Origin of the sequence: Pelodictyon luteolum DSM 273, assembly GCF_000012485.1 — a bacterium.
Taxonomy (GTDB): domain Bacteria; phylum Bacteroidota; class Chlorobiia; order Chlorobiales; family Chlorobiaceae; genus Chlorobium; species Chlorobium luteolum.
Window position 1 is genome coordinate 288,338 of sequence record NC_007512.1, and the last position, 21,553, is coordinate 309,890.

Annotated in this window: 23 protein-coding genes; 14 read left to right on the forward strand and 9 right to left on the reverse strand. The window is 59.6% G+C overall.

What is annotated here, in order from left to right; all coding sequences use genetic code 11:
- Positions 1-30 precede the first annotated feature (30 nt).
- From PLUT_RS01465 to aroA, 3 genes are all read left to right on the forward strand, one after another.
- The gene (locus tag PLUT_RS01465) at positions 31-594 is read left to right on the forward strand and encodes a hypothetical protein (protein ID WP_011357045.1); all 564 of its coding nucleotides are present in this window, start codon (positions 31-33) and stop codon (positions 592-594) included.
- 29 nt (positions 595-623) lie between these two features.
- A complete protein-coding gene (rpsU, locus tag PLUT_RS01470; RefSeq protein WP_011357046.1) occupies positions 624-821 on the forward strand; it encodes a 30S ribosomal protein S21 in 198 nt (65 codons plus the stop codon).
- A gap of 86 nt (positions 822-907) precedes the next feature.
- Positions 908-2,209: a 3-phosphoshikimate 1-carboxyvinyltransferase gene (gene aroA, locus PLUT_RS01475; protein ID WP_011357047.1), complete on the forward strand. Its 1,302-nt coding sequence runs from the start codon at positions 908-910 to the stop codon at positions 2,207-2,209.
- A 19-nt stretch (positions 2,210-2,228) separates the two neighbouring features.
- Here aroA and PLUT_RS01480 read toward each other — a convergent pair whose 3' ends face one another.
- From PLUT_RS01480 to PLUT_RS01500, 5 genes are all read right to left on the reverse strand, one after another.
- Positions 2,229-3,008 carry an alpha/beta fold hydrolase gene (locus PLUT_RS01480; protein WP_011357048.1) on the reverse strand — a complete coding sequence of 260 codons (780 nt, stop codon included), beginning with the start codon at positions 3,006-3,008 and terminating at the stop codon, positions 2,229-2,231.
- Positions 3,009-3,011: 3 nt separating this feature from the next.
- Positions 3,012-3,338 carry a YtxH domain-containing protein gene (locus tag PLUT_RS01485; protein ID WP_011357049.1) on the reverse strand — a complete coding sequence of 109 codons (327 nt, stop codon included), beginning with the start codon at positions 3,336-3,338 and terminating at the stop codon, positions 3,012-3,014.
- Between the two features lie 82 nt (positions 3,339-3,420).
- On the reverse strand, positions 3,421-4,830 hold the full coding sequence (locus PLUT_RS01490) for an HD domain-containing protein (RefSeq protein WP_011357050.1): 1,410 nt from the start codon (positions 4,828-4,830) through the stop codon (positions 3,421-3,423).
- A gap of 16 nt (positions 4,831-4,846) precedes the next feature.
- A complete protein-coding gene (gene lptB, locus PLUT_RS01495) occupies positions 4,847-5,581 on the reverse strand; it encodes an LPS export ABC transporter ATP-binding protein (RefSeq protein WP_011357051.1) in 735 nt (244 codons plus the stop codon).
- A gap of 98 nt (positions 5,582-5,679) precedes the next feature.
- A complete protein-coding gene (locus tag PLUT_RS01500) occupies positions 5,680-6,036 on the reverse strand; it encodes a TM2 domain-containing protein (RefSeq protein ID WP_011357052.1) in 357 nt (118 codons plus the stop codon).
- Between the two features lie 185 nt (positions 6,037-6,221).
- Between PLUT_RS01500 and PLUT_RS01505 the strand changes: the two genes are divergently transcribed.
- From PLUT_RS01505 to PLUT_RS01520, 4 genes are all read left to right on the forward strand, one after another.
- Positions 6,222-6,764 (forward strand): gamma carbonic anhydrase family protein, encoded by a 543-nt coding sequence (locus PLUT_RS01505; protein WP_011357053.1) that lies wholly within the window; start codon positions 6,222-6,224, stop codon positions 6,762-6,764.
- A gap of 159 nt (positions 6,765-6,923) precedes the next feature.
- A complete protein-coding gene (locus PLUT_RS01510) occupies positions 6,924-8,117 on the forward strand; it encodes a protoporphyrinogen/coproporphyrinogen oxidase (RefSeq protein ID WP_041463724.1) in 1,194 nt (397 codons plus the stop codon).
- A 6-nt stretch (positions 8,118-8,123) separates the two neighbouring features.
- Positions 8,124-9,206, forward strand: a complete 1,083-nt coding sequence (locus tag PLUT_RS01515; RefSeq protein WP_011357055.1) for a mechanosensitive ion channel family protein — start codon at positions 8,124-8,126, stop codon at positions 9,204-9,206.
- Positions 9,207-9,349: 143 nt separating this feature from the next.
- The gene (locus PLUT_RS01520; protein ID WP_011357056.1) at positions 9,350-9,778 is read left to right on the forward strand and encodes an FKBP-type peptidyl-prolyl cis-trans isomerase; all 429 of its coding nucleotides are present in this window, start codon (positions 9,350-9,352) and stop codon (positions 9,776-9,778) included.
- Between the two features lie 21 nt (positions 9,779-9,799).
- Here the strand turns inward: PLUT_RS01520 and PLUT_RS01525 are convergent, their stop codons facing one another.
- Positions 9,800-11,062 carry a peptidase U32 family protein gene (locus tag PLUT_RS01525; protein WP_011357057.1) on the reverse strand — a complete coding sequence of 421 codons (1,263 nt, stop codon included), beginning with the start codon at positions 11,060-11,062 and terminating at the stop codon, positions 9,800-9,802.
- A gap of 148 nt (positions 11,063-11,210) precedes the next feature.
- Between PLUT_RS01525 and PLUT_RS01530 the strand changes: the two genes are divergently transcribed.
- On the forward strand, positions 11,211-11,753 hold the full coding sequence (locus tag PLUT_RS01530; protein WP_157858113.1) for a hypothetical protein: 543 nt from the start codon (positions 11,211-11,213) through the stop codon (positions 11,751-11,753).
- Positions 11,750-12,547 (forward strand): TrmH family RNA methyltransferase, encoded by a 798-nt coding sequence (locus PLUT_RS01535; protein ID WP_011357059.1) that lies wholly within the window; start codon positions 11,750-11,752, stop codon positions 12,545-12,547. Before PLUT_RS01530 ends, PLUT_RS01535 begins: the two co-directional genes overlap by 4 nt.
- A gap of 21 nt (positions 12,548-12,568) precedes the next feature.
- On the opposite strand, the gene PLUT_RS01540 is transcribed toward PLUT_RS01535, so the two are convergent.
- From PLUT_RS01540 to PLUT_RS01550, 3 genes are all read right to left on the reverse strand, one after another.
- Positions 12,569-13,390: a universal stress protein gene (locus PLUT_RS01540; RefSeq protein ID WP_011357060.1), complete on the reverse strand. Its 822-nt coding sequence runs from the start codon at positions 13,388-13,390 to the stop codon at positions 12,569-12,571.
- 2 nt (positions 13,391-13,392) lie between these two features.
- Positions 13,393-15,813, reverse strand: coding sequence for a Lon protease family protein (locus PLUT_RS01545; RefSeq protein ID WP_238974605.1), 2,421 nt, complete (start codon positions 15,811-15,813; stop codon positions 13,393-13,395).
- 130 nt (positions 15,814-15,943) lie between these two features.
- Positions 15,944-16,699 carry a TerC family protein gene (locus PLUT_RS01550; protein ID WP_011357062.1) on the reverse strand — a complete coding sequence of 252 codons (756 nt, stop codon included), beginning with the start codon at positions 16,697-16,699 and terminating at the stop codon, positions 15,944-15,946.
- Between the two features lie 139 nt (positions 16,700-16,838).
- Between PLUT_RS01550 and PLUT_RS01555 the strand changes: the two genes are divergently transcribed.
- From PLUT_RS01555 to PLUT_RS01575, 5 genes are all read left to right on the forward strand, one after another.
- A complete protein-coding gene (locus tag PLUT_RS01555; RefSeq protein ID WP_011357063.1) occupies positions 16,839-18,215 on the forward strand; it encodes an aldehyde dehydrogenase family protein in 1,377 nt (458 codons plus the stop codon).
- Between the two features lie 47 nt (positions 18,216-18,262).
- Positions 18,263-19,042, forward strand: a complete 780-nt coding sequence (locus tag PLUT_RS01560; protein ID WP_011357064.1) for a patatin-like phospholipase family protein — start codon at positions 18,263-18,265, stop codon at positions 19,040-19,042.
- Positions 19,043-19,159: 117 nt separating this feature from the next.
- A complete protein-coding gene (locus tag PLUT_RS01565) occupies positions 19,160-19,726 on the forward strand; it encodes an outer membrane protein (RefSeq protein ID WP_041463979.1) in 567 nt (188 codons plus the stop codon).
- Positions 19,727-19,785: 59 nt separating this feature from the next.
- On the forward strand, positions 19,786-20,271 hold the full coding sequence (locus tag PLUT_RS01570; protein ID WP_011357066.1) for an aminoacyl-tRNA deacylase: 486 nt from the start codon (positions 19,786-19,788) through the stop codon (positions 20,269-20,271).
- A gap of 117 nt (positions 20,272-20,388) precedes the next feature.
- On the forward strand, positions 20,389-21,507 hold the full coding sequence (locus PLUT_RS01575; protein ID WP_011357067.1) for a glycosyltransferase family 4 protein: 1,119 nt from the start codon (positions 20,389-20,391) through the stop codon (positions 21,505-21,507).
- Positions 21,508-21,553: the final 46 nt, after the last annotated feature.

The window sequence follows — 21,553 nt, forward strand, 5'->3', positions numbered from 1 at the left end:
AGCGCAATAACCGAGCAATATGTTTATGCAATGAAGGTTGAGTCCAGAAAAAGACAGTTCATATTGGACGGGAAGATCAAGCCCTGTTATTGTGACGGGTGCGGTCAGGTGACCGAGAAAGCCTTTGTCGGGGAGTGGATGCCGAGCGACAAGCCGAGGGAGGATGATCCCCTGCTTCCGCCGCCGGTAAAGAAGGAGCGGGGCGGGAAGAAGAAGATTGCCGAAACGCCGGTTCCTTCTGCTGAGAATCAGTACTGGATCCGCTGCATGCAGTGCAACCAGGTGCATCTTCTGCAGGAGTGGCAGATACAGATCGATCGTGAACTGAGCCCTGACGAGCTCAGAGCGGATGAGTGCCAGATTTATTCGCCGCACGGCATATATGCCACGGGCGACGCGCTTTACCACCAGTCGCTTGACGAGGTGGGTGTGGTGCGGGAAAAACAGGCTACCGGAAGCGGTGCCTATGTGATTATTGTTGAATTCTGTAAGAGCGGAAGGAAGCAGCTCCTTGAAAACGTGCAGCTGACCCCTGCCAAGGAAAAGAGCTCCGACAGCATTACGGATTTAATCAAAACGAAATTACGACGGTAAATCCGTCTCGTCCAAGGGGGTGAATTTCATTGGTCAGTGTGCAGATGAACGATAATGAATCTATCGACAAGATGCTGAAGCGCTTCAAGAAGAAGTACGAACGCGCAGGTGTTTTGAAGGAGTTTCGCCAGAACGCATACTTTGTCAAACCTTCGGTTGACGGTCGTTTGAAACGGTCTCGCAGCAAGCGCAGAGCGCAGCGTGCGAACGAAGAACGCAACTCTTAATCGAGGCTTGTTGAAGTCAGCAATGCTCGCAGCAGCTCCTTTCGGGGGGCTGCTTTTTTTTCGCCACCTACTTACCCTTTTGACTCATGAGTGTTTTCAAGGGCGAGGTCACCTCGCTTCCTCCCGACAAGTCGATTTCACACCGAGCGGCCCTGATCGCTTCTCTTTCAGACGGTGAGACTGAAATCATGAACTTTTCGGCCGGATTCGACAACCAGTCGACCCTCGGCGTGCTGCAGGCATGCGGCATACCGGTACGGCAGGAAGAGGTACCGGGGCCCTGGGGCACGGCCATCCTCCGGGTGGTGATTAAGTCGAAAGGGCTGTGGAGTCTGACGCCCCCGTCGGCACCGCTCCAGTGCAACAACTCGGGAAGCACCATGCGGATGTTCTCGGGCATTCTGGCCGGGCAGCCGTTCCAAAGTGAGCTGGTCGGTGACGCTTCCCTCCTGAAGCGCCCCATGCGCCGGATTGCAGACCCCCTCATCCAGATGGGTGCCGGTGTGTCGCTCTCGCCTATCGGCACGGCGCCGGTTGTCATTACGGGGAGCAAAGATCTCCATGCGATAGACTACCGCCTTCCGGTCGCTTCCGCCCAGGTGAAGTCGCTCGTGGCGTTCGCCGGCCTGCATGCAGAGGGGGAGACCCGCATATACGAACCGCTCTCTTCGCGCAACCATACCGAACTGATGCTCGGCCTGGAACCAAGGGTGGAAAACGAAGAGCGGGTCATCGTGGTGCCCGGCCGCCGGCAGAGAGAGGCCCGGCCGTTCCAGATTCCGGCCGATCCTTCGGCCGCATGCTTCATCGTCTCCCTCGGCCTGCTAGCAAGAGGGTCTGAAATCATGATCCGCGACGTCTGCCTGAACCCGACACGGGCGGCATTTCTCGACATCCTCATCCGTGCGGGTGCGGCCGTCACTATCGAAAACCGCAGGACGGTCGGCGGTGAATCGATTGGAGACATTCTGGTCGAAGGGACCCGGGATATGGAGCCGCTTGTCATCAGCGACCCACAGGAAGTAGCCATTGCGATAGATGAACTGCCGATGCTCGGTGTGCTGTCTGCTTTTGCAACGGAGCGCTTCGAACTGATGAACGCAGGCGAGCTTCGGACGAAAGAGAGCGACCGTATCGAGGCGCTCGCCCTGAACCTGGAACGGCTCGGGTTCGTATGCCATCAGGAGCCCGGGGGGCTCAGCGTGACAGGGCGGAAGGGTCGGCCGTCAGGGCCTGTCGTCGTAGAGTGCTTTGACGACCACCGCATAGCCATGAGCTTTGCCGTGGCCTCAAAAGCCTGCGGTGAGGATATCGAGCTGTCTGACCGGGAAGTGGCCGGGGTCTCGTTCCCGAACTTTTTCTCCCTGCTCGACGCTCTGGAGGTTTAGGGCGTCACTGCCACGGGCCTCAGCGGGTGAGGCCGGTGAGGTGGCCGAAGAGGGCTTTGTTGAATGCTTCCGGCTGCTCGAGGTTCGAGATGTGTCCCGCTTCGGCTATGATCTCAAGCGTCGCGCCGGGTATGGCCAGGGCCATGGCCCGGGCGGTTTCGGGCGGTGTGAGGGTGTCGTGTTCTCCGCAGATGACCATCGTCGGGCAGCTGATGCTGCTCTGCATCGCCGTGCTGTCGCTGCGCTGCATGATGGCCCGCATGGCGGAGATGATGGCGCCCGGTGGCTGTGCCTTGATCATGGCGGCTGCCTCCTGCTGCAGCCGCTTCGGCGCCTCTTTCGTGAAATAGTTCGGCACCATCCGTTTCACCGCTTCCTCCGCTCCCCGCTCTGCGACCCCGGCAATGAAGTCTGCGCGTGCCGCGGCCGCTCCCGGGGCATCTGCCTCGGGACGGGTGTCGGCGAGGACAAGGGATCGGACCCGCTCAGGGTGCCGCTTCTCTAGTGCGAAGGCCTGGTATCCTCCCATTGAGAGACCAAGAACGGTGGCATCGCTTATTTTGAGACTGTCCATAAGCCGGACAAGTTCGTCTGCGTAATCATCAAAGGTCCATCCGGTCCGTTCCGGGGAGCCCTCTATGCCCCATGCATTCGGAGCCACTGCGCGGTATCCTTTCTCATCAAGGGCGCGAAGCTGCGGGTGCCACATCGCGCCGGAAAGCGGAAAAGCGTGCAGAAGGAGCACGCTTTTCCGGTCAGTGCCGTCATGTTCCGTATTGACGCCGGTCCAGCTGAGCATATCTCAGTTCTCCCCGACTTTCGGCTGTCCCTTGATCTCACGGATGATGCTGTTGGCCTCATCGAGGATCTTTCGGGCTTCCTGGCGTGCGGTGTCGATGATCTCCTGTGAGCGTTTCTTGGCTTCATTGCCGTACAGTTCGCCGTCATCGTCCCCTTCATAAAGTTCGGATGCCTTTTCAAGCGCGTGCTTCAGCTTCCCGGAGAGGATCTGCTGGGTTTCACTGCCCTTGTTGGGTGCGAAGAGAAGTCCCATGATGGTTCCGCCTGCTGCGCCGAGGACCGCTCCGAAAAACATCCCTTTGTAGAATTTATCCTGCTGCTGTACCATGGCCTGATGGGTTATGAGGTGAACGTGGCTCTGTGTGCTGGTATGTATCTTACAACAATATAACGATTTTTGCCGTTCCTCTTCAGCGCGGCATCATCGCCATGATCTCCTCGCGTGCGGCAACGATGTACCCGGTGAGGTCGGGGCGGCAGAGGAGGCGGAACTTTTTCGTATAGCGCTCGAACGCCAGGATGAAGCCGGAGCTGAAGACTGATTCGTTGAGGTCGTCGAAGCGGATGTACTTTCCCTCGAGCTCGAGCGAATAGTGGACATGTTCGGACCGGGTGGGGTAGACCCTGAGTTCGCGAAGGTCGGCATAGTCGAAGATATCCTTTTTCGAGGGGGGATCGATGAGCACCTCGTGGCCGGCAAGCGAGAGGTTGTGGCGTGCGTTCAGGAACCGGCAGATCTCCTGCTCCATCTGGCGGCGCACGGTGCTGTCGTTGTTGTAGGCGAACCAGCGATCATCGGCCTCTCCGGACTCCTCAAGGTAAGGCTGCACGGTGATGGCCCGCTTGTATACCCTGCGCATGATGATGTCCTGGAGCAGCTCCTGCAGCGGATGGGTCCGGTCGCCGAGCAGTTCGCGCAGCTCAAAGAGCACCCGGTCATCGGCGTTCCCGTAGAACAGCTCCCGGAGAGCCTGCGGCGCAACCAGCCCCTCGGTGGCGATGTCCTGCAGGAGGCGGCGCAGCATGGCCGAGAGCGACCGGCTGGTGTGGTGCCAGTAGACGTTGCGCATCATCATGTACTTTGCGAACATGAGGCTCTCGAGCGGGGCGATGCCTTTTTCGGTGATGGCGAACCGTTCGCGCTCCGGGTCGGGTACGAACGATTCTATCAGCCGCTCGATGTCTATGCTGCCGTAGGGGATGTTGCAGTGGTGCGCGTCGCGCATCAGGTAGTCCATCTTGTCGGGATCGAGCGTGCCGCTGATGAGCTTGCCGAACCGGCTTCCCGACCCGTCTTTGATCAGGGTAATGACGGCTTCGGGCGAGACCTTCCAGTCCAGACGGAGAATATCGGCGATCGTCGGCATGCCGGGGTGCTCCTCGTGTATGAAGCGCTCGCAAAGGTCCTCATGGTGCGAAAAGACCCTTTCGCCGTCGACAACGGGAATCTGGTCCTCAATGATATGGGCGTGGGGGTAATGGCCGATGTCGTGCAGGAGGCTTGCTGCGAGCAGCAGTCGGCAGTTGTGGTCGTCGAAATGGAACTCCCCCCCCTGCAGGCTGAGGGCCAGGGGGTTGGTCAGCATGCGCTGCAGGATCAGCTTCATCAGGTGGTAGACCCCGATGGAATGCTCGAAGCGGGTATGGGTGGCTCCCGGATAGACCTGCTGGGAGAACGAGAGCTGGCGTATCCCCTTCAGGCGGAGGAACGAGGGGTGCGAAATGATCTTTTTCAGTGGACCCGAAAGGGGGATGTGCCCCCAGATGGGAATGCGGATGAATCCGCCGTCGGACCGGAATAGGAGATGTTCGGCAATCATGGGGTGCAGGGATGCTTCAGTACCGCTCAAGACTGAATTTTTCGCCGAGGTACATTCTTCTCACTTCCGGATGGCTGGCGATCTCTTCCGGGGTGCCGTGCATGAAGAGGCTCCCGTCGAAGAGCAGGTAGGCGTGATTTGTGATGGAGAGCGTTTCGTGCACGTTGTGGTCGGTGATGAGGACGCCGATGTTGCGTTTCACCAGGCCTTCGACGATCTGCTGGATGTCCTCGACAGCAATCGGATCGACGCCGGCGAAGGGTTCGTCGAAGAGTATGAACTTCGGGTCGAGCGCTAAGGCACGGGCGATTTCCGTCCTGCGCCGCTCTCCGCCGGAGAGCGCGTAGCCCATGCTCTTGCGGATGGCCGAGATGCCGAGGTCCTCAAGCATCATGTCGGTTTTTTCCTGCTGCCGGGCTTTCGGCATGTCGGTGAACTCCAGCACGGCGAGGATGTTCTCCTCGACCGTCATATTCCGGAAAACGGATGCCTCCTGCGGCAGATAGCCGATGCCGAGCCGTGCGCGTTTGTACATCGGCTCCTTGGTGATGTTCCGGCTGTCCAGGAATACGTCACCCCGATCGGGACGGACGAGACCGACGATCATGTAGAAGGTGGTGGTCTTGCCGGCGCCGTTCGGCCCGAGCAGCCCCACGATCTCGCCCTGGCTGACTGCGATGTTCGAGTCCCTGACGACCAGGTGCTTGTTGTAGGATTTCTGCAGTCCGGTGCAGCTGAGGGTTGCGCTCATGGAATGGGATAAGTTGCTGTTGCCGGATTCTTCCGGGGGAAGCCGTGTCATGTTCAATGTACAAATAAATCCCGCCTTTGTTCCGGCCGCAGGATGCGTCAGGATCCGCCATACGATCCGCCATACTTCATGTTGAACGTCTCTTCGCTCATGATGAGCAGGAGAACGCCCTCGATGAATCCGACGATGGTGGGTATGCCGGTCCAGCAGAAGAGGATGTACATGATGCCCCAGCCGATGCTGCCGAGATAGAACTTGTGGATGCCGAGGCTGCCGAGAAAGAGGGCGAAGAGGGCGGCGGCAAGCCTGCTCCTCCCGTTCGGTGCGATCGCTCCAAGGCTCGAGGTGAATGGGGCCGGGGTCTGGCGAATGCCGCATTTCGGGCAGATCTCAGCTTTCCGGTTGATCAGCGCTCCGCATTCGGTGCAGTACTTTTCGTCGGGTTGTATTGCCATCGTTCAGATAGTGGTTCAAGGGTTCAGTGAGCTGTTGCCCAGGAGAGTATGCTTCGAATGAAAATACGGACTCGTGCGGCAAGGGGCAAGACTTTTCCAATGAAGATTGTGTACTTTGGCTATAGGGCGCGATTGGACGGACGGGCGCCGGTATTTTTCCAACCAGCAAGTTCCAAGAGGTTATTATGGGCAAGGTGATGCCGTACAAAGGGGTATGGCCGGAGGTGCATGAAACGGTGTTCATGACCGACGGCTCGTATGTGATCGGGGATGTGAAGATCGGGGCGGATTCGAGTCTCTGGTTCAATGCCGTGGTGCGCGGGGATGTCTGCCCGATCCGTATCGGGGAGCGTACGAGCGTGCAGGACAACGTAACGCTGCATGTGACCCACGATACCGGACCGCTTGAGATCGGCAGCAACGTCACCATCGGTCACGGTGCGACCCTGCACGCCTGTACGGTCCGGGACTATGTGCTGATCGGCATGGGCGCCACCCTGCTCGACGACTGCGTTGTGGAGCCCTGGTCGATCGTGGCTGCCGGTGCGCTCGTGCGACAGGGGTTCCGGGTGCCTTCCGGGATGCTGGTAGCAGGCGTGCCGGCCAAGGTCATGCGTCCGATCACCGAGGAGGAGAGGCGGAACATCGAGGAGTCGCCCGAGAACTATGTGCGCTATGCGGCCCACTACCGCGAGGGCAGGGTGCTCTCTCAGGCGGTGGATCGATAGCGCGTTCAGGTGTCAGGACCGCCGGAATTAGGGTGGTGTTTTCTTGGCTGATTTCGCTAAATTGAGCGGGGCGGCCGAACCACCCCCGGCGGCAAAGGCCGTTCCTTTTCCGCCATGACTGTTTTCTCAATTCTTTTTCTGAAACTCCCTGGACAACCCATGATGGAACATGATGTAGTGATCGTCGGAGGTGGTATCAGCGGCTTGAGCATGGCGTTTTACTGTGCCGAGGCCGGTATGCGGCCTCTTCTGCTTGAACAGAATGCTGAAGCGGGCGGCTCATTCGCCTCCCCCCGCTACGAGATCGGCAGAAAGACGTTCTGGCTCGAGATGGGCGCACACACCTGCTACAGCTCCTACCAGAACCTGCTCGGTATCGTCGAAGCCTGCGGTATGATGGGGGATATCATTCCCCGGGCCAAGGTGCCATTCTCGCTCTTCATCGACGGCAAGGTGAAGTCCCTCGTTTCTTCGCTCCACATCGGCGAACTGCTGCTCTCGGCCCCGAACATCTTCAAGCTTAAAAAAGAGGACCAGAGCGTCCGCTCCTATTACGAGAAAATCGTCGGCAAAAGGAACTACGACGAGGTGATCCGCCACTTCTTCAACGCTGTTCCCTCGCAGCCCACCGACGACTTTCCCGCCGACATGATGTTCAAGAGCCGTCCGAAACGCAAAGACGTATTGAAAAACTATACTTTCCGCGATGGCCTCCAGAGTGTCGCCCGCTCGATTGCCGGCCGGAAGGGCATCACGGTTGCCACGGACAGCGAAGTCACCCTTGTGCGCCATGAGGGAGGAAACTACCGGGTCACCACCGCGGGAGGAGAGGAATATGCCGCGGCGAGACTTGTGCTGGCCACCCCGTCGGCAGTCTCCTCGAAGCTGCTTGAAGGCATGGAGCCGGAGCTGTCGCGCCACCTTTCGGTGCTCAAAGCTGCTGAAGTCGACTCCATCGGCGTCATCGTCCGTAAGGACGTGGTTGCCTTGAAGCCGGTTGCCGCGCTGATTTCCCCTAATGACGTGTTCTATTCGGTCGTGTCGCGCGACACGGTGCCGGATGATCATTTCAGGGGCTTCTCGTTCCATTTCAGGCCGGGCCTTCCGGAGAAGCAGAAGAAGACCCGCATCATGGAGGTGCTCGGCATCCCGATGGCCAAAATGGAGCATATCAATGTGAAGACGAACACGGTGCCTTCGCTCCGCCTCGGCCACCGCCAGTGGCTCGAAAAAACTGACGCCCTGCTCAAAGCCAAGAAAGGTCTCGGCCTGTCGGGCAACTATTTCGGTGGCATGGCCATCGAAGACTGCGTCAGCCGCTCAAAGAGTGAATTCGAACGGATGAGGGGATAGCGGCCTGTGGAAGTGTTTCTGAAAAGCTGGCAGAGCGTTGAGGGTGGTTACCTCTTGCCGGCCCTGCTGGTTCTTTCCGCCATCCTGCTCTATTTCGGTGCGAACACGGTGTTCGGGCGGGTTGTCCGCAACATCCGCCGGTCGGTCAGGGGTACCGGCCTGCCGGTGGAGGTGGCCGCCGCCCCGTTCCGGCTGCTTGTGGAGCTTGCCGGCATAACGCTCCTGCTCCATTACCTGCCGCTGCCCGAAGGGCTGTTGCCGGTGCTCAAGCACCTCCTTATCATTCTCGCCATCATCTCCTCGGCCTGGTTCATGATGCGCCTGCTGATAGTGCTTGAGCGCTTTGTCCTGCTCCATTACGAGTCGAAAACCCTTGAAAACAGCGCTGCACGACGCAAGGTCGCGACCCATGCGAGCCTTGCCCGGAAGATCCTCAATGTGATTCTGGTGGTTCTTGCCCTCTCCTCCGTCCTCATGACCTTCGATACGGTCCGCCAGGTCGGAGTGAGCATCCTCGCATCTGCCGGCATTGCCGGTGTCATCATGGGCTTTGCAGCCCAGAAAAGCCTTGCCACCCTCATTGCCGGCGTGCAGATTGCCATCACCCAGCCCATCAGCATCGATGACGTGGTCGTCGTGGAGAAAGAGTGGGGAAAGATCGAGGAAATCACCCTCACCTACGTGGTGGTGAATATCTGGGATCAGCGCCGCCTGATCGTTCCGATCAGCCGCTTTATCGACCAGCCGTTCGAGAACTGGTCGAGGGTCTCTGCTGAACTGCTCGGAACGGTGTTCTTCTACGTTGATTATGCCATACCCGTCGAGGAACTGCGCAGCGAGCTGGAGCGCATCGTTTCCTCTACACCGCTCTGGGATAAGCGGGTGGTGAAACTGCATGTGACGAATACGTCGGACCGCTCGCTGGAGGTTCGTGCCCTCATGAGCGCCAGAAACTCTTCGGACGCATGGGAGCTTCGCTGCCTGGTCCGTGAAGAGATGATCGGTTTCATCAGGGAAAACTACCCGGGAGGCCTGCCGAGAGTCAGAATGGAGATGGATCAGGGAGGCGCGGCCGCCCTCGGGATATAAAAAAATGTGATTTTTGCGCTTTTTTGGCTAGCTTCGCTTTTTGTCAGGAGCAGTGCCGGTGATTCCAGAGGCTGAAGACCGCGTATGGGTTCTGATCATATTTTCAACACGACCGCAAGAGGTACAAACAGGAGGACGCGACTATGGCACAGGCCAAAACAGGAGATAAAGTAAAAATACATTATACCGGCACACTCAGCGACGGATCGGTGTTTGATACCTCTGCCGATCGTGATCCGCTGGAGTTCACCCTCGGCGGCGGGCAGGTTATTCCCGGTTTTGATACCGCGGTCATCGATATGGCGCCGGGCGAGGTGAAGGTACAGGTCATTCCGGTCGAGGAGGCTTACGGCCCGCATAGCGTAGAGCTGGTCACAGACGTGCAGCGTGATCGCTTCCCACCGGACATGGAGCTTGAAATCGGCCAGCAGCTGCAGGTCGGTCTTGCCGACGGCCAGCAGGCCATCGTGATGATCGTGGACCTGAAAGAGGATGCCGTGACGCTTGATGCCAACCACCCGCTTGCAGGCCAGGAGCTTACCTTCGAGATCGAACTGGTCGAGATCCTCTAAGCTTCCCCTCCCTCTGGAGTCTCAACGCCGTTCTTCCAGCAGGTAGACGGCGTCGTTTTTTCGGACTTTTGGGCATCGCAGGGTGATGGTGTCGCCTTTCGTCGCAGTGGGTGAGCCTTCCACGTCATTGGTGCGGAAGCTTTCAGGAGTGAAGGTTTCCACGCCGGTGACGGGGCCCTGTATCGAGAGTTTTCCCCCCGCCGTAAGCTTGCCTGCCTGGATCAGGATTTCAGCTACTCCCGCCTTTGGATAGTATTTCACCACCTTGCCGAGATAGGTTTTGCGTTCAAGTGCCTGCGACCCGTAGGACTTTGACCAGGCTTCGAGCGGCCGGCCGAAGTAGAACCCGTCGGAAAATCCCCGGTTGTACACCGTTCTGAGTTCCTCCTTCAGTTCAGCCGTGAGCGCGCTGTAGCGTGCCCTGAAACCCGGGTCGCTACGTTCGCTGATGCAGCAGTCCAGCGCCCTGCGGTATGCGGACGTTACCGTCTGCACGTATTCGGGGCTGCGGCTTCTTCCCTCTATCTTGAACGCGCCGATGCCGGCATCCATCAGCCGGTCAAGAAATTCGACGGCCGAGAGGTCCTTCGGGCTCATGACGTAGTCGCTGCCGAGTTCGAGGCTGACACCCTCTTCCGGGTCGGTGACGATGTAGCTTCTTCTGCAGGGCTGTACGCATTCCCCCCGGTTCGCCGACTTGCCGAACAGCTCCTGCGACAGGAAGCAGCGGCCTGAGACGGCAACGCACATCGCCCCGTGCACGAAGCACTCAATCTTGAGCGGTAGCCGTTCCTCCTCCACCATTGTGGTAAGACGCTGGACCTGCTGCAGGGTGAGCTCCCGGGCAGGGACTATCATGGTGGCGCCCTGTGCGGCAAAGTACCGGATGGCGGCGGTGTTGCTTACCGAGGCCTGTGTCGAGAGATGGAACGGCATGCTCTCCCGCCGGCAGGCGTCGATGACGGCCATGTCCCAGCAGATGACGGCGTCGAGGCCTGCCGATTTCGCGGCGGCAACGTAGCTTTTGATCATCGGCAGCTCGCTGTCGTAGACGGTGGTATTCAGCGTAAGGTAGGCTCTGGCGCCGTGGCTGTCGGCCAGCTTGCGGATGGCGGGAAAGTCTGTGGGCGTGAAGCTTTCGCTCCCGGCACGCATGTTGCAGCCCTCGGTGCCGAAATACACTGCGTCCGCGCCCGCCCTCAATGCGGCCTGCATGGCGGCGTGGCTGCCGGCCGGGGCGATCAGTTCAGGGCGCTTTTTTGTTGTGGTGTGCTCTCGGGCCATACTCATCAGTGTGCTTCAGGGGTTCCGATACGTCGCCCGCATGGCGGCGCGGTATGGGATAATAGCGAATAAGGCGTACATTTTCATTGCGCGTATTTCAGTGTCCGGATTCCTCCCTGGACTCTCCGCCATTTTTTTTGATACCCTTATGAACGACCGTCTTTTTTCTTCGCTGCTTTTTGCCGTCTCCCTCGGCCTTGCACTTATTGAGCTGGCGCTTCTCGCCTCCCTGTCCCCGCCCGATGTCTCGCTCGTTGTGCTTGCCGTTGCCCTTTCGCTTGCCGGGATGCTGTTCTCGGTTCGCATGCTGCTTGGCGCCCGTCATGCGGTGGAGTCCGTTTCATCGCGCCGGCAGAGGGCGATGCAGGATCCGGTGATGCGCGAGCGGCTTGAGGGCTACGCTACGGACGAGGCGTTCCGGGGCGGCGCCTGCGGTGGAGGAGAGACTGCTGCCGCACCCTCATCGGCGCCCTCACGTCTCAATCTTGAAACCTTCTCGCTCGACAGGGAGGGGTTTCAGGAGTACATCGGCCGTTCCATGGGGGGGGGCGGTGAAGAAGAGGATGGCGGCTTTTGCGTCGATCTTGACTGCGACGCACTCTCCCGCGGAGGCGGCGTTATGCCCTCCGACTTTTCCCATGACCCCGCATCGGTGATGGCCGGTCTCAAAAGGGCAGGGGGGAAGCCGTGAAGAACCGCGCCTTGCCGGAAGTGAGCCGTGCTCTTCTTAAACGCATCGCCCGGCTCCAGCAACGAAAATACCGCGACCGGGAAGGGCTTTTCATCGCTGAAGGGCTTCGCACGGTGCGTGAGCTGCTCGGGCAGATGGCCGGAGCCGATATGCTCGACTGCCTCATCTGCACCGCCGAAGGGCTCGCATTCTTCCCTGAGTCCTCCATCTACAGCGGATCACTCTTTCTGGCCTCTGAGGACGATTTTAACCGGGTGGCCGGCACCAGTTCACCCCAGGGCGTGCTCGGTGTGTTCCGCCAGCCGGTCTTCCCCCTTCCGTATGAACGGCCGTATTCCGGCCGGGCACTTCTTGTGGCGCTTGATGAAGTACAGGATCCCGGCAACGCCGGCACGATCCTCCGTACAGCTGCGTGGCTCGGGGCGGACGGACTGCTTGCAGGGCCGGGAACGGTCGATCTCTACAACGCCAAAACCGTCCGGTCATCGGCCGGCAGCCTGCTCGGCATGCCGCATACCCGTGCCGGGGATCTCCCGGCGGCGCTTCGTCAGCTGCAGAAAGCGGGGTTCAAGGTCATCTGTTCTTCTCTTGAAGGAGAGGATTTCAGGAGCGGGGGGGCGTGGCCGGAACGGACGGTGCTCGTGGTCGGCAACGAGGCCAACGGCGTGGGGCCGGAAGTGCGCGTTCTGGCGGACCGCCTGGTGAAAATTCCGCACGGCAGGGGACCGGCACGGGTCGAGTCGCTCAATGCGGCCGTATCGGCGGCGATCCTCATGGAACGGATCCTGCTTTAGCTTCGGGGGCGCTCCTCAACCCTATACCAGTAGGACAGGATAGTCCAGCTCGCTTATGAGCTCCCGTATATCCTCCTTTGCCATCCGCATCTCCTCACAGAGGACAACGAGTCCAGAGTCGACCATGCGGATGAAGCGGACAAGCGTTTTCGCATCCGCTCCCCTCAGGTTGTGGAACTCCATTGTCTCCGCTCTCTCGGACTCCTGCTCCCGAATCGACGCCTCCATTCGCGCTGCCTCTTCAGGGTCTGCCTCAAGGATGAGTACATGCAGCAGCGCCCCTTCCGGCGTCAGGAAAAGAGCCGCCTGCAGCGCCTTTTCAGCTCCTTCAGACCCGTCGTAGAGGGTGATGAACGGTCCCTTGGTTGCTGACACTCCATGGCGCATGAAGAGCATCGGCTTTTTGCCCTCAACGAGCGCTTTTTGTGCTGTTGAGCCCAGCCCCCTGCGGCAGGTTGGCGACTTGCCGCTTCTGCCGAGTACCAACAGGTCGCATTCCAGGGCGGCCTCTACAACCTCTTCGGGCACCAGCCCCCTGCGTATACTGAACGAGTGGCGGAGGGTGGAGTTCCCGATGGCCGACAGAAGCGCCGCTTCGGCTTTTTCTGCCTGCAGCCGCACAGCCCGTTCAAGTTCTGCGGGCTCGATTGCCCGGGGCTCGTGGCTGTATGGGCGGATTTCACTGCTGAACGGGAGCTCGGCAAGACTGAACAGGTTGGAGTCTTCGACGAAGATGCCCTGAATATCGGCCTGCATGCGTTCGGCCAGTTCCCTTGCGGCCTTGATTGAAGCTATGCTGTGCGGCGAACAGTCTATGGCGACCGCGATCTGACGGATGATCATATTCACTCTTCGGGGGTTTCGGTGTTTGAGGAATACTGCCTGATTTTTTCGGCCATCCCGGCCAGTCGTGCGGCGATTTTCCCGTTGATGCTCCCGGCAGGCCACTCATCGTTTTCGTTCTGCACTCCGGCCTCGACGCCGGTGAGCAGCTCGATGCCCTCATCGACATGGGTGGCGGCATAGATCGAGAAGCGTTCCTCTCTGACCGCCTCGACCACGTCACGTCGGAGCATGAGGTTCAGGACATTGGACGCCGGGATCAGTACGCCCTGCCTGCCGGTAAGCCCCCGGGCGTTGCAGAGGTCGAAAAATCCTTCGATTTTTTCATTGACGCCGCCGATTGCCTGCAGTTCGCCGTACTGGTTGACGGAGCCGGTAACGGCGATCCACTGACGGATGGGAACGTCAGAGAGGGCGGAGAGGAGGGCGTAGAGTTCGGCCGATGAGGCGCTGTCGCCCTCCACGCCCCCGTAGGACTGTTCGAACACCAGCGATGCAGAAAGAGAGAGCGGCTGGGACATACCGAAGCGTGCACCCAGAAAACCCGAGAGGATCATGACCCCTTTGGAGTGGATCGGCCCGCCGAGCTCGGCTTCCCGTTCAATGTCGATCACTTCGCCTTTGCCGAGCCGGATCCGGGCGGTGATTCTGCCCGGGTGCGCGAACAGCTCGCGACCTGCAGGGTAGATGGCAAGTCCGTTGATCTGTCCGGTTTTTTCTGTATCGGTGTCGATGAGGATGGCGTTTTTCAGGGTAGCCTCCCTGATCTTTTCGCTGATGCGCGACGCCCGTACCACCCGCGCTTCAACCGCCCGGTCCACATCATCGGCGCCGACAGTGTTGCGCCCTGCCGAGCCGGCATGGAAATCGGCTTCATGGACCAGATCGCTGATCTCCTGCAGTCGGCTGGTCAGCTTCCTGCTGTCACCGGCCAGCCGTCCCCCGTATTCCACTGCCCGGGCAACGGCTTCGCGGCTGAAGTGCCGGAGACTGTTCTGTTTGGCCACCCTTGCGATAATGCGGGCGTAGGAGTGTTTGCCTTCAGGGTCCGCTTCCAGCTCGTCTTCAAAATCAGCCGCCACTTTGAAGAGTTCGCTGAAGTCTGGATCGTAGGCGTTGAGCAGGTAGTAGAGCCTGCGCTCCCCGAACAGAATTACCTTCAGGTCGAGCGGGATCGGCTCGGGTTCAAGGGAGACGGTGCTGATGAGGCTGTAGAGCTGGCCGAGTGATTCGATGCGGATCTGGCGGGTCCGGAGCGCGTTTTTCAGTGCGTCCCAGGCGAATGGCTCCATGAGCAGGCGTCGGGCGTCGAGGAGCAGGTACCCGCCGTTGGCTCTGTGCAGGGCGCCCGGCTTGATGAGGGTGAAGTCGGTGACGAGCGTACCCATTTCCGAGAGATGTTCGATGTCGCCAACCAGATTCCTGCAGGCCGGTTTGTCTTCGTATACGATCGGTGCACCCTTGGCGGCGCCGTTGTCGACCGCTACATTGACGCGGTAGCGGTTGAATGTACGGCTCTTTTTCATGGGGTTGCCCGCTTCCTGCCCCTTTTCAAGGAACTGGTAGAAGTTTTCGACGATATCGTTTTCCACGGCATCGAGGTAGGTCCCGACTTCGGGGAGTGCTTCGTAGCGGCTTTTGAGTTCGTCGACAAGCGGCCGGACGGCAAAGTCCGCGATGGTGCGGTTCAGGCCGTTGATTTTTTCCTGCGTCTCGCGCTGCCACTTCGGCATCTGCGACATGACCGTCTGCAGTTCGGTTTTCAGTTTCCCTATTTTTTCCTCGATCTCCTCCCGCTTTTGTTCATCAAGCCGCATGAACTCATCCGGCTTGAGCACTTCGCCTTTCCTGACCGGTGCAAACGCAAACCCGGCTGGAGTACGTATGAGGGCGATGCCGGCATCTGCCGCTTTTTTCTCGAGTTCTCCAATCGCTTCGGCCTGCTGCTCCTGGAACTTTTCGTGGATGGCTTTTTCCTCTCCCTGATACTCTTCACTGCTGAAGGCCGCAGGGATGACGGTGAGGAGGGCTTCGACAAGGCGGTCCATACCGCCCGACAGTTCCGCGGCTTTTCCCGGCGGCAGGCGGAGGGCTTTCGGATGACGCGGTTTTTCGAAGTTGTAGACATGGCACCAGTCGTCGGGAACCGGCGCTTTCGGGGCGACGGTTTCGAGGTGGTGCATGAGTGAGGTCTGTTTGCCGGTGCCGCTCCGCCCGAGGGCGAAGAGGTTGAAGCCGTCATGACGGATAGCTATCGAAAAGGCTATTGCGTCGAGGGCCCGTTTTTGGCCTGCGGCTTCCGTTCGGCCGTCAAGTTCCGCGGTGGTCTCAAAGTTGAAGTCCAGCGGGTCGCATTCCCTGCGAAGCTGTTCCGGGGGGAGTTTTCCATGCAGCTGCGTCATTTCCACTCCTGTTCCTGCCATCGTCGTCGGATGGCTTTCCCCTTTCCGGGTCAAGTGCCGGAACCGGCAGCTGGGGATCTGGTCATTCCGGATGGGTTCTGTCCTACCCTTGCAATGTACGAAACTCTTTCTGTTATGAGAACCCTGGTTTTCAGACCTCCTTTCCGTCAGTGGGGAGTGTGGGGCGCAGGTGCACGGGTTCGGCCGCTTTCGGCCGCAGCCGGAGGTTGAGCATTTCGACTCCGACTGAGAAGGCCATGGCGAAATAGACGTATCCCTTGGGGATTTCATAGCCTGCGCCTTCGGCCAGGAGCGTGACGCCGACCAGAATGAGGAAGCTCAGTGCAAGCATTTTGATGGTCGGGTGGCGTTCGACGAAATCACTGATGCTGTTGGCCGCAAGCATCATTACTCCGACGGCGATCATGATGGCGATGACCATCACTGGAAGGTCACGCGCCAGTCCCACCGCAGTGATGACGGAGTCGAGCGAGAAGACGATATCGAGAACTGCGATCTGCAGGAGGGTGAAGAGAAAGCTGCCGGGTGCTGCGCGGGTGCCGCCTTCTTCGCCGCCTTCAAGGCTCTGGTGGATTTCATGGGTGCTTTTTGCGAGAAGGAAAAGCCCTCCGGCGACAAGGATCAGGTCGCGGCCCGAGACGCTGTGATCGGCTACACTGAAGAGTTCGCCGGTCAGGCGCATGACCATGCTGATGGAGAGCAGCAGCAGGATGCGGGTCACCATGGCAAGTCCCAGTCCCATAACACGTCCACGCTGCCGCTGGTGCTCGGGGAGACGGCCCGCCAGAATGGAGATGAAGATGATGTTGTCAATGCCGAGAACGATCTCAAGTATGGTAAGGGTCGCCAGAGCGACCCATGCTTCAGGTTGCAGTATCCAGTCCATCGGTGGTCGGGGCGGGTGAAGGGTTGATGCCGGCTGTTTTGCAATGTAGCCAACATTTGTCTTCCTGCAATGGGGCGTTTTTTCGTTACTTTTATGTCATGGCTCTCTTGTGGCGTCATTTCATCAGCCGTTTTATATTATGGGGGAAGCATTTCAACAGCCGGTTGTTCCGGCCCTGCGGGCAGCCTTCGATTCGGGGCTGACCCGTCCCCGCGTATGGCGTGTCCGGCAGCTGGAAGCGCTCGGGCGGTTTCTTCTGGAGCGGGAAGAGGAGCTTGCCGCTGCGGTGCAGGCAGATGTCGGCAAACCTCCTGCCGAGGTCTTCTTCACGGAGACAGCCTTTCTCCAGAGTGAAATCCGTTACGCCCTTCAGCATCTCGGAGGGTGGATGCGCCCGAAACGTGCCGCCCTGCCCCTGCTCTACCAGCCGGCGACAGCTTCCTATGCATACGAACCCCTCGGCGTGGTGCTCATCATCGGAGCATGGAACTACCCGCTCCAGCTCGTACTGGCTCCGCTCGTCAGTGCCATTGCCGCCGGCAACTGTGCCGTGCTCAAGCCTTCAGAGCAGGCGCCCCGCACCTCCGCCTGTATAGCCGAAGGAATCCGGCACTACCTCGACGGCCAGGCATTTCTGGTCGTTGAGGGCGGGCCCCTGGAGGCCCGGCAGCTGCTTCGGGAGCGCTTCGAGCATGTGTTTTTCACGGGAAGCAGGGCGGCAGGCCGGGAGGTGATGAGGGCGGCTGCCATGCATCCCGCTTCGGTGACGCTTGAACTCGGCGGCCGGTGCCCCTGCATCGTCGATTCCGGCATGCAGCTCAAAACAGTTGCACGCCGCATCGCATGGGCGAAGTTCCTCAACGCGGGACAGACCTGCATCGCGCCGGATTATGTTCTGGTGCGCCGCGGCCTTGAGCGCATGCTTGCCGATGCGTTAAGGGAGGCCTTGGTGTCATTTTATGGGCCATCACCCGGCCGGAGTCCCGGATATGCCCGCGTGGTCGGCGACGACAGGCTCCTCCGGCTTGAGGAGCGCTTCCCCGGCATTGCAGATGAGAGCCCTGGAGGGGGGCGCTCTCTTCCCCCCACGATACTGGAGGGAGCGGGGCCGGAGTACGCCGGTGCGGGGGATGAGATTTTCGGCCCTGTCCTGCCGCTTGTTTCTTACGGTGAGATCGGAGAGGCGATCGGAATGATTCGGGACGGGGAGGAGCCCTTGGCCATCTACCTGTTCAGTACTGACCGCGGAGTGCAGCAGAGGGTGCTCCGGGAAACCCGTTCCGGGGGGGTTTGCATCAACGATCTGCTGTTCCAGGCCGCCGTGCCATCCCTTCCCTTCGGCGGGGTTGGGCGAAGCGGGTTCGGCGCCTATCATGGGCGGGCAGGGTTTGAGGAGTTTTCCACCCGTCGGAGCGTCATGAAGCGCCCGATTGTGGCTGATATGTCGCTGCGCTACCCGCCCTACGGAAACCGGAAGTTCCGGTTCCTGCGGTGGTTGCTTGGCTGTTTCCAGTGAGGGTACCCCTTTGGTGCCTTCCACTAAACATATGTAAGGGTTGACTGATGATGAATGATGGGAAGATAGGGCTTGCTTTGGGTGGCGGTGCGGTGCTTGGCGCTGCGCATGTGGGTGTGCTCAGGGCGCTCGATGAACTTGACATCAAGGTCTCGATGCTCAGCGGTACGAGCATCGGTTCGTTCATCGCCGCACTCCACGCATTCGGCAAAACCTGGCAGGAGATCCGCGACGTCACCCTTGAGCTTGACTGGTTCGACCTGTCGGGTCCCGTGCTCTCGCAGTACGGGCTGCTGTCGAACAGGAAGTTCGGTCGGGTCGTCCACGAGCTTCTCGGCCGGAAAAACATCGAAGATGCCCCGATTCCGCTTGCGATGGTAGCCGCCAACGTATCCACGGGACGGAAGGTGGTGATCCGGAGCGGGGACGTGGCTGCCGGCGTAATGGCGAGCACCTGCATCCCGGGCCTCTTCCGGCCAGTGGAACAGAACGGCTCCATGCTTGTGGACGGCATGCTTCTCGAAAATGTGCCGGTCTCGCCTCTTTTCGAGCTCGGCATCCATCCGCTTATCTGTGTCGACCTGCTCGCCCGCCATACCTTCACCAAGCCCGACAGCATCATCGGGCTGCTTTTGAACTCCTTTTATGCCGCAATCACCAATGTGGCTTCCGTGCAGACCGGTATGGCCGATCTCTGCATCGCCCCCGATCTCGGGGCATTCAACCTCATCGATACCGACCAGATTCCCGAAATCATCGAGGCGGGCTACCGTGATGCCCTCAAAGCACTTTCTGCGTTCAGGGAGAACGCCTCCTTTTTGGCTTGACTCCTTTTCCAAATTGCTTTAACTTTCAAAGTAAGTGATGTCGCCGCCGGGGGGGAAGGGCTCTCCTGCGGCATGGATGCATTCCGGGTTGAAACGATGAAAAAAGGAGCGTGTATCATGAAGAAATTTGCTGCGGGAACCCTTTTTGCCGTTCTGGCGCTTGCCGGCTCCGGTCGGCTGGCTTCGGCCGCTACGCCTTATGCCACCGGTTCGGTGGGTCTTGCCATGCTGCAGGACTCGGACGTGGAGTTCGCCGCCGACCGGTCCTACAATACCGGCTACACTCTTACTGGCGCCGTAGGCCTCCGGAGCGGGGAGTACAGACTTGAGGGCGAGCTTGGCTATCAGGAAAACGGCATCGAGAGTTCAGGAGATGATGTATCAATCCTCAGCTTCCTCGGTAACGGTTACATTGATTTTGAGATGGCATCGTCGTCTTTCACCCCCTACCTGACGGCTGGGTTCGGGTTGGCATCGGTGGACGACAGCAGCGGGCCGGGTTCCGTCGACGATACGGTGTTCGCCTGGCAGCTTGGGGCTGGCGTAGGGTACCGGTTTGCTGACAACATGCTGGTGGACGTCAGGTACCGCTACCTCGGCACCGGCGATCCCGAACTGGCCGGCGGTCGTGAGTACAGCATCGATACCCACAACTTCATGGTCGGCCTGCGGGTTGAGTTCTGAGGCGGAGCGGAGTGCCGTCCCCCTTTTATCTTGAACACCCTCACAGGGAGCACAATACCATGCCGATCAGAAAACTCAGGGAGTTTCTCGACAGTCACGGGGTACGGTATTTCGCGGTAAGCCATTCTCCGGCCTATACGGCGCAGGAGGTGGCAGCTTCAGCCCACGTGCCAGGAAAGGAAATGGCCAAGACGGTCATCGTGCGGCTTGACGGAACGATGGCCATGGCCGTGCTTCCGGCTTCCCGCCAGCTTGATTTCGACCGGCTTCGAGAGGCTTCCGGTGCCGCGGATGTGTGCCTTGCCGGCGAGGCGGAGTTCGCCGGCCGCTTTCCCGGGTGCGAGCCCGGCGCCATGCCGCCGTTCGGCAATCTCTACGGCATGGAGGTTTTTATGGACGAGGAACTTGAGGATGATGACGACATTGCATTCAACGCCGGCACTCACCGGGAGCTCCTGCGCCTCTCCTACAGTGATTTCAGCCGTCTCGTGCGCCCGAAGGTGGCCCCTATCAGCGCCGCGGGAGGGGGATTGCCATCGCAATGATGGTTTTTCTTGGGGGAAATGTTACCTTTGGGGCATGTCTGCAGGTACTTCGGGGGCCATCTGCCCCCTCTATCGGCATACATGCGGCCGGGTGTACTCAAGAACTGCTTTCCTGTCATGAAGATTGCCTTATATGCCGGTACCTTTGTCAAGGACAAGGACGGAGCCGTAAAATCCATTTACCAGCTGGTTGCTTCATTCAGGAAAAACGGCCATGAAGTTGTAGTCTGGTCTCCGGATGTATCACCTTCCGATGATCACGGTGGTGTTGCGGTCCATGCCATGCCTTCCGTGCCGATTCCCCTTTATCCCGATTACCGGCTCGGGTTCTTTTCTGCTGATACCCGCCGCCAGCTTGACCTGTTTGAGCCGGACATTGTCCATATTTCAACCCCCGACATCATCGGGCGGAAGTTTCTGCTCTACGCCCTGAAGCACCGCCTGCCGGTCGCCTCGGCCTACCATACCGATTTCCCTTCCTACCTCAACTACTACCGCCTTGGTTTCGCCGAAGGTGCGCTCTGGCGATATCTTGCCTGGTTTTACAACAGCTGCGAAACTGTTCTGGCGCCCAATGAGATTGTCCGCCGGAACCTGCTTTCGCACGGAATCCGGAACGTCGGCATCTGGTCGCGGGGTATTGACCGCGAGCTGTTTCATCCCGGAAGGCGTTCGGAAACGCTGCGCCGCAGTTGGAACGCAGACGGCCGGAAGGTTCTGGTGTTTGCTGGCCGGTTTGTCTGGTACAAGGATATCCGGATTGTGATGGACCTGTACCGTCGCTTTCAGGAAGAGGGCAAGGCGGACCGGGTCCGGTTCGTCATGATCGGTTCGGGACCCGAAGAGGACGCGCTCCGGCGGGCGATGCCCGAGGCGGTCTTTACCGGCTATCTGACCGGTACATCCCTGCCGGAAGCCTATGCCAGCGGTGACATTTTTCTTTTTCCGTCGACGACCGAAGCGTTCTGCAACGTATCGCTTGAGGCTATTTCATGCGGTCTTCCGGCCATCGTATCGGACGAAGGAGGATGCCGCGACATCGTCGAACTGTCGGGAGGCGGGCTGGTGGCCCGTGCCCGTGACATCGACAGCTTTTATCGGCAGTGCCTCGGTCTTCTTGACGATGCCCGGCGTTTCGCAATACAGCGCGAAGCCGGTCTTGCCTATGCGGCATCCCAGTCCTGGGACGTTGTCAACGGCGCATTGATTGAGCGATACCAGCAAATGACCTCCTGAGTACCTGAGCCGGCCAAGGTTCCGTACCCCGGAGGATTTTTTCTCC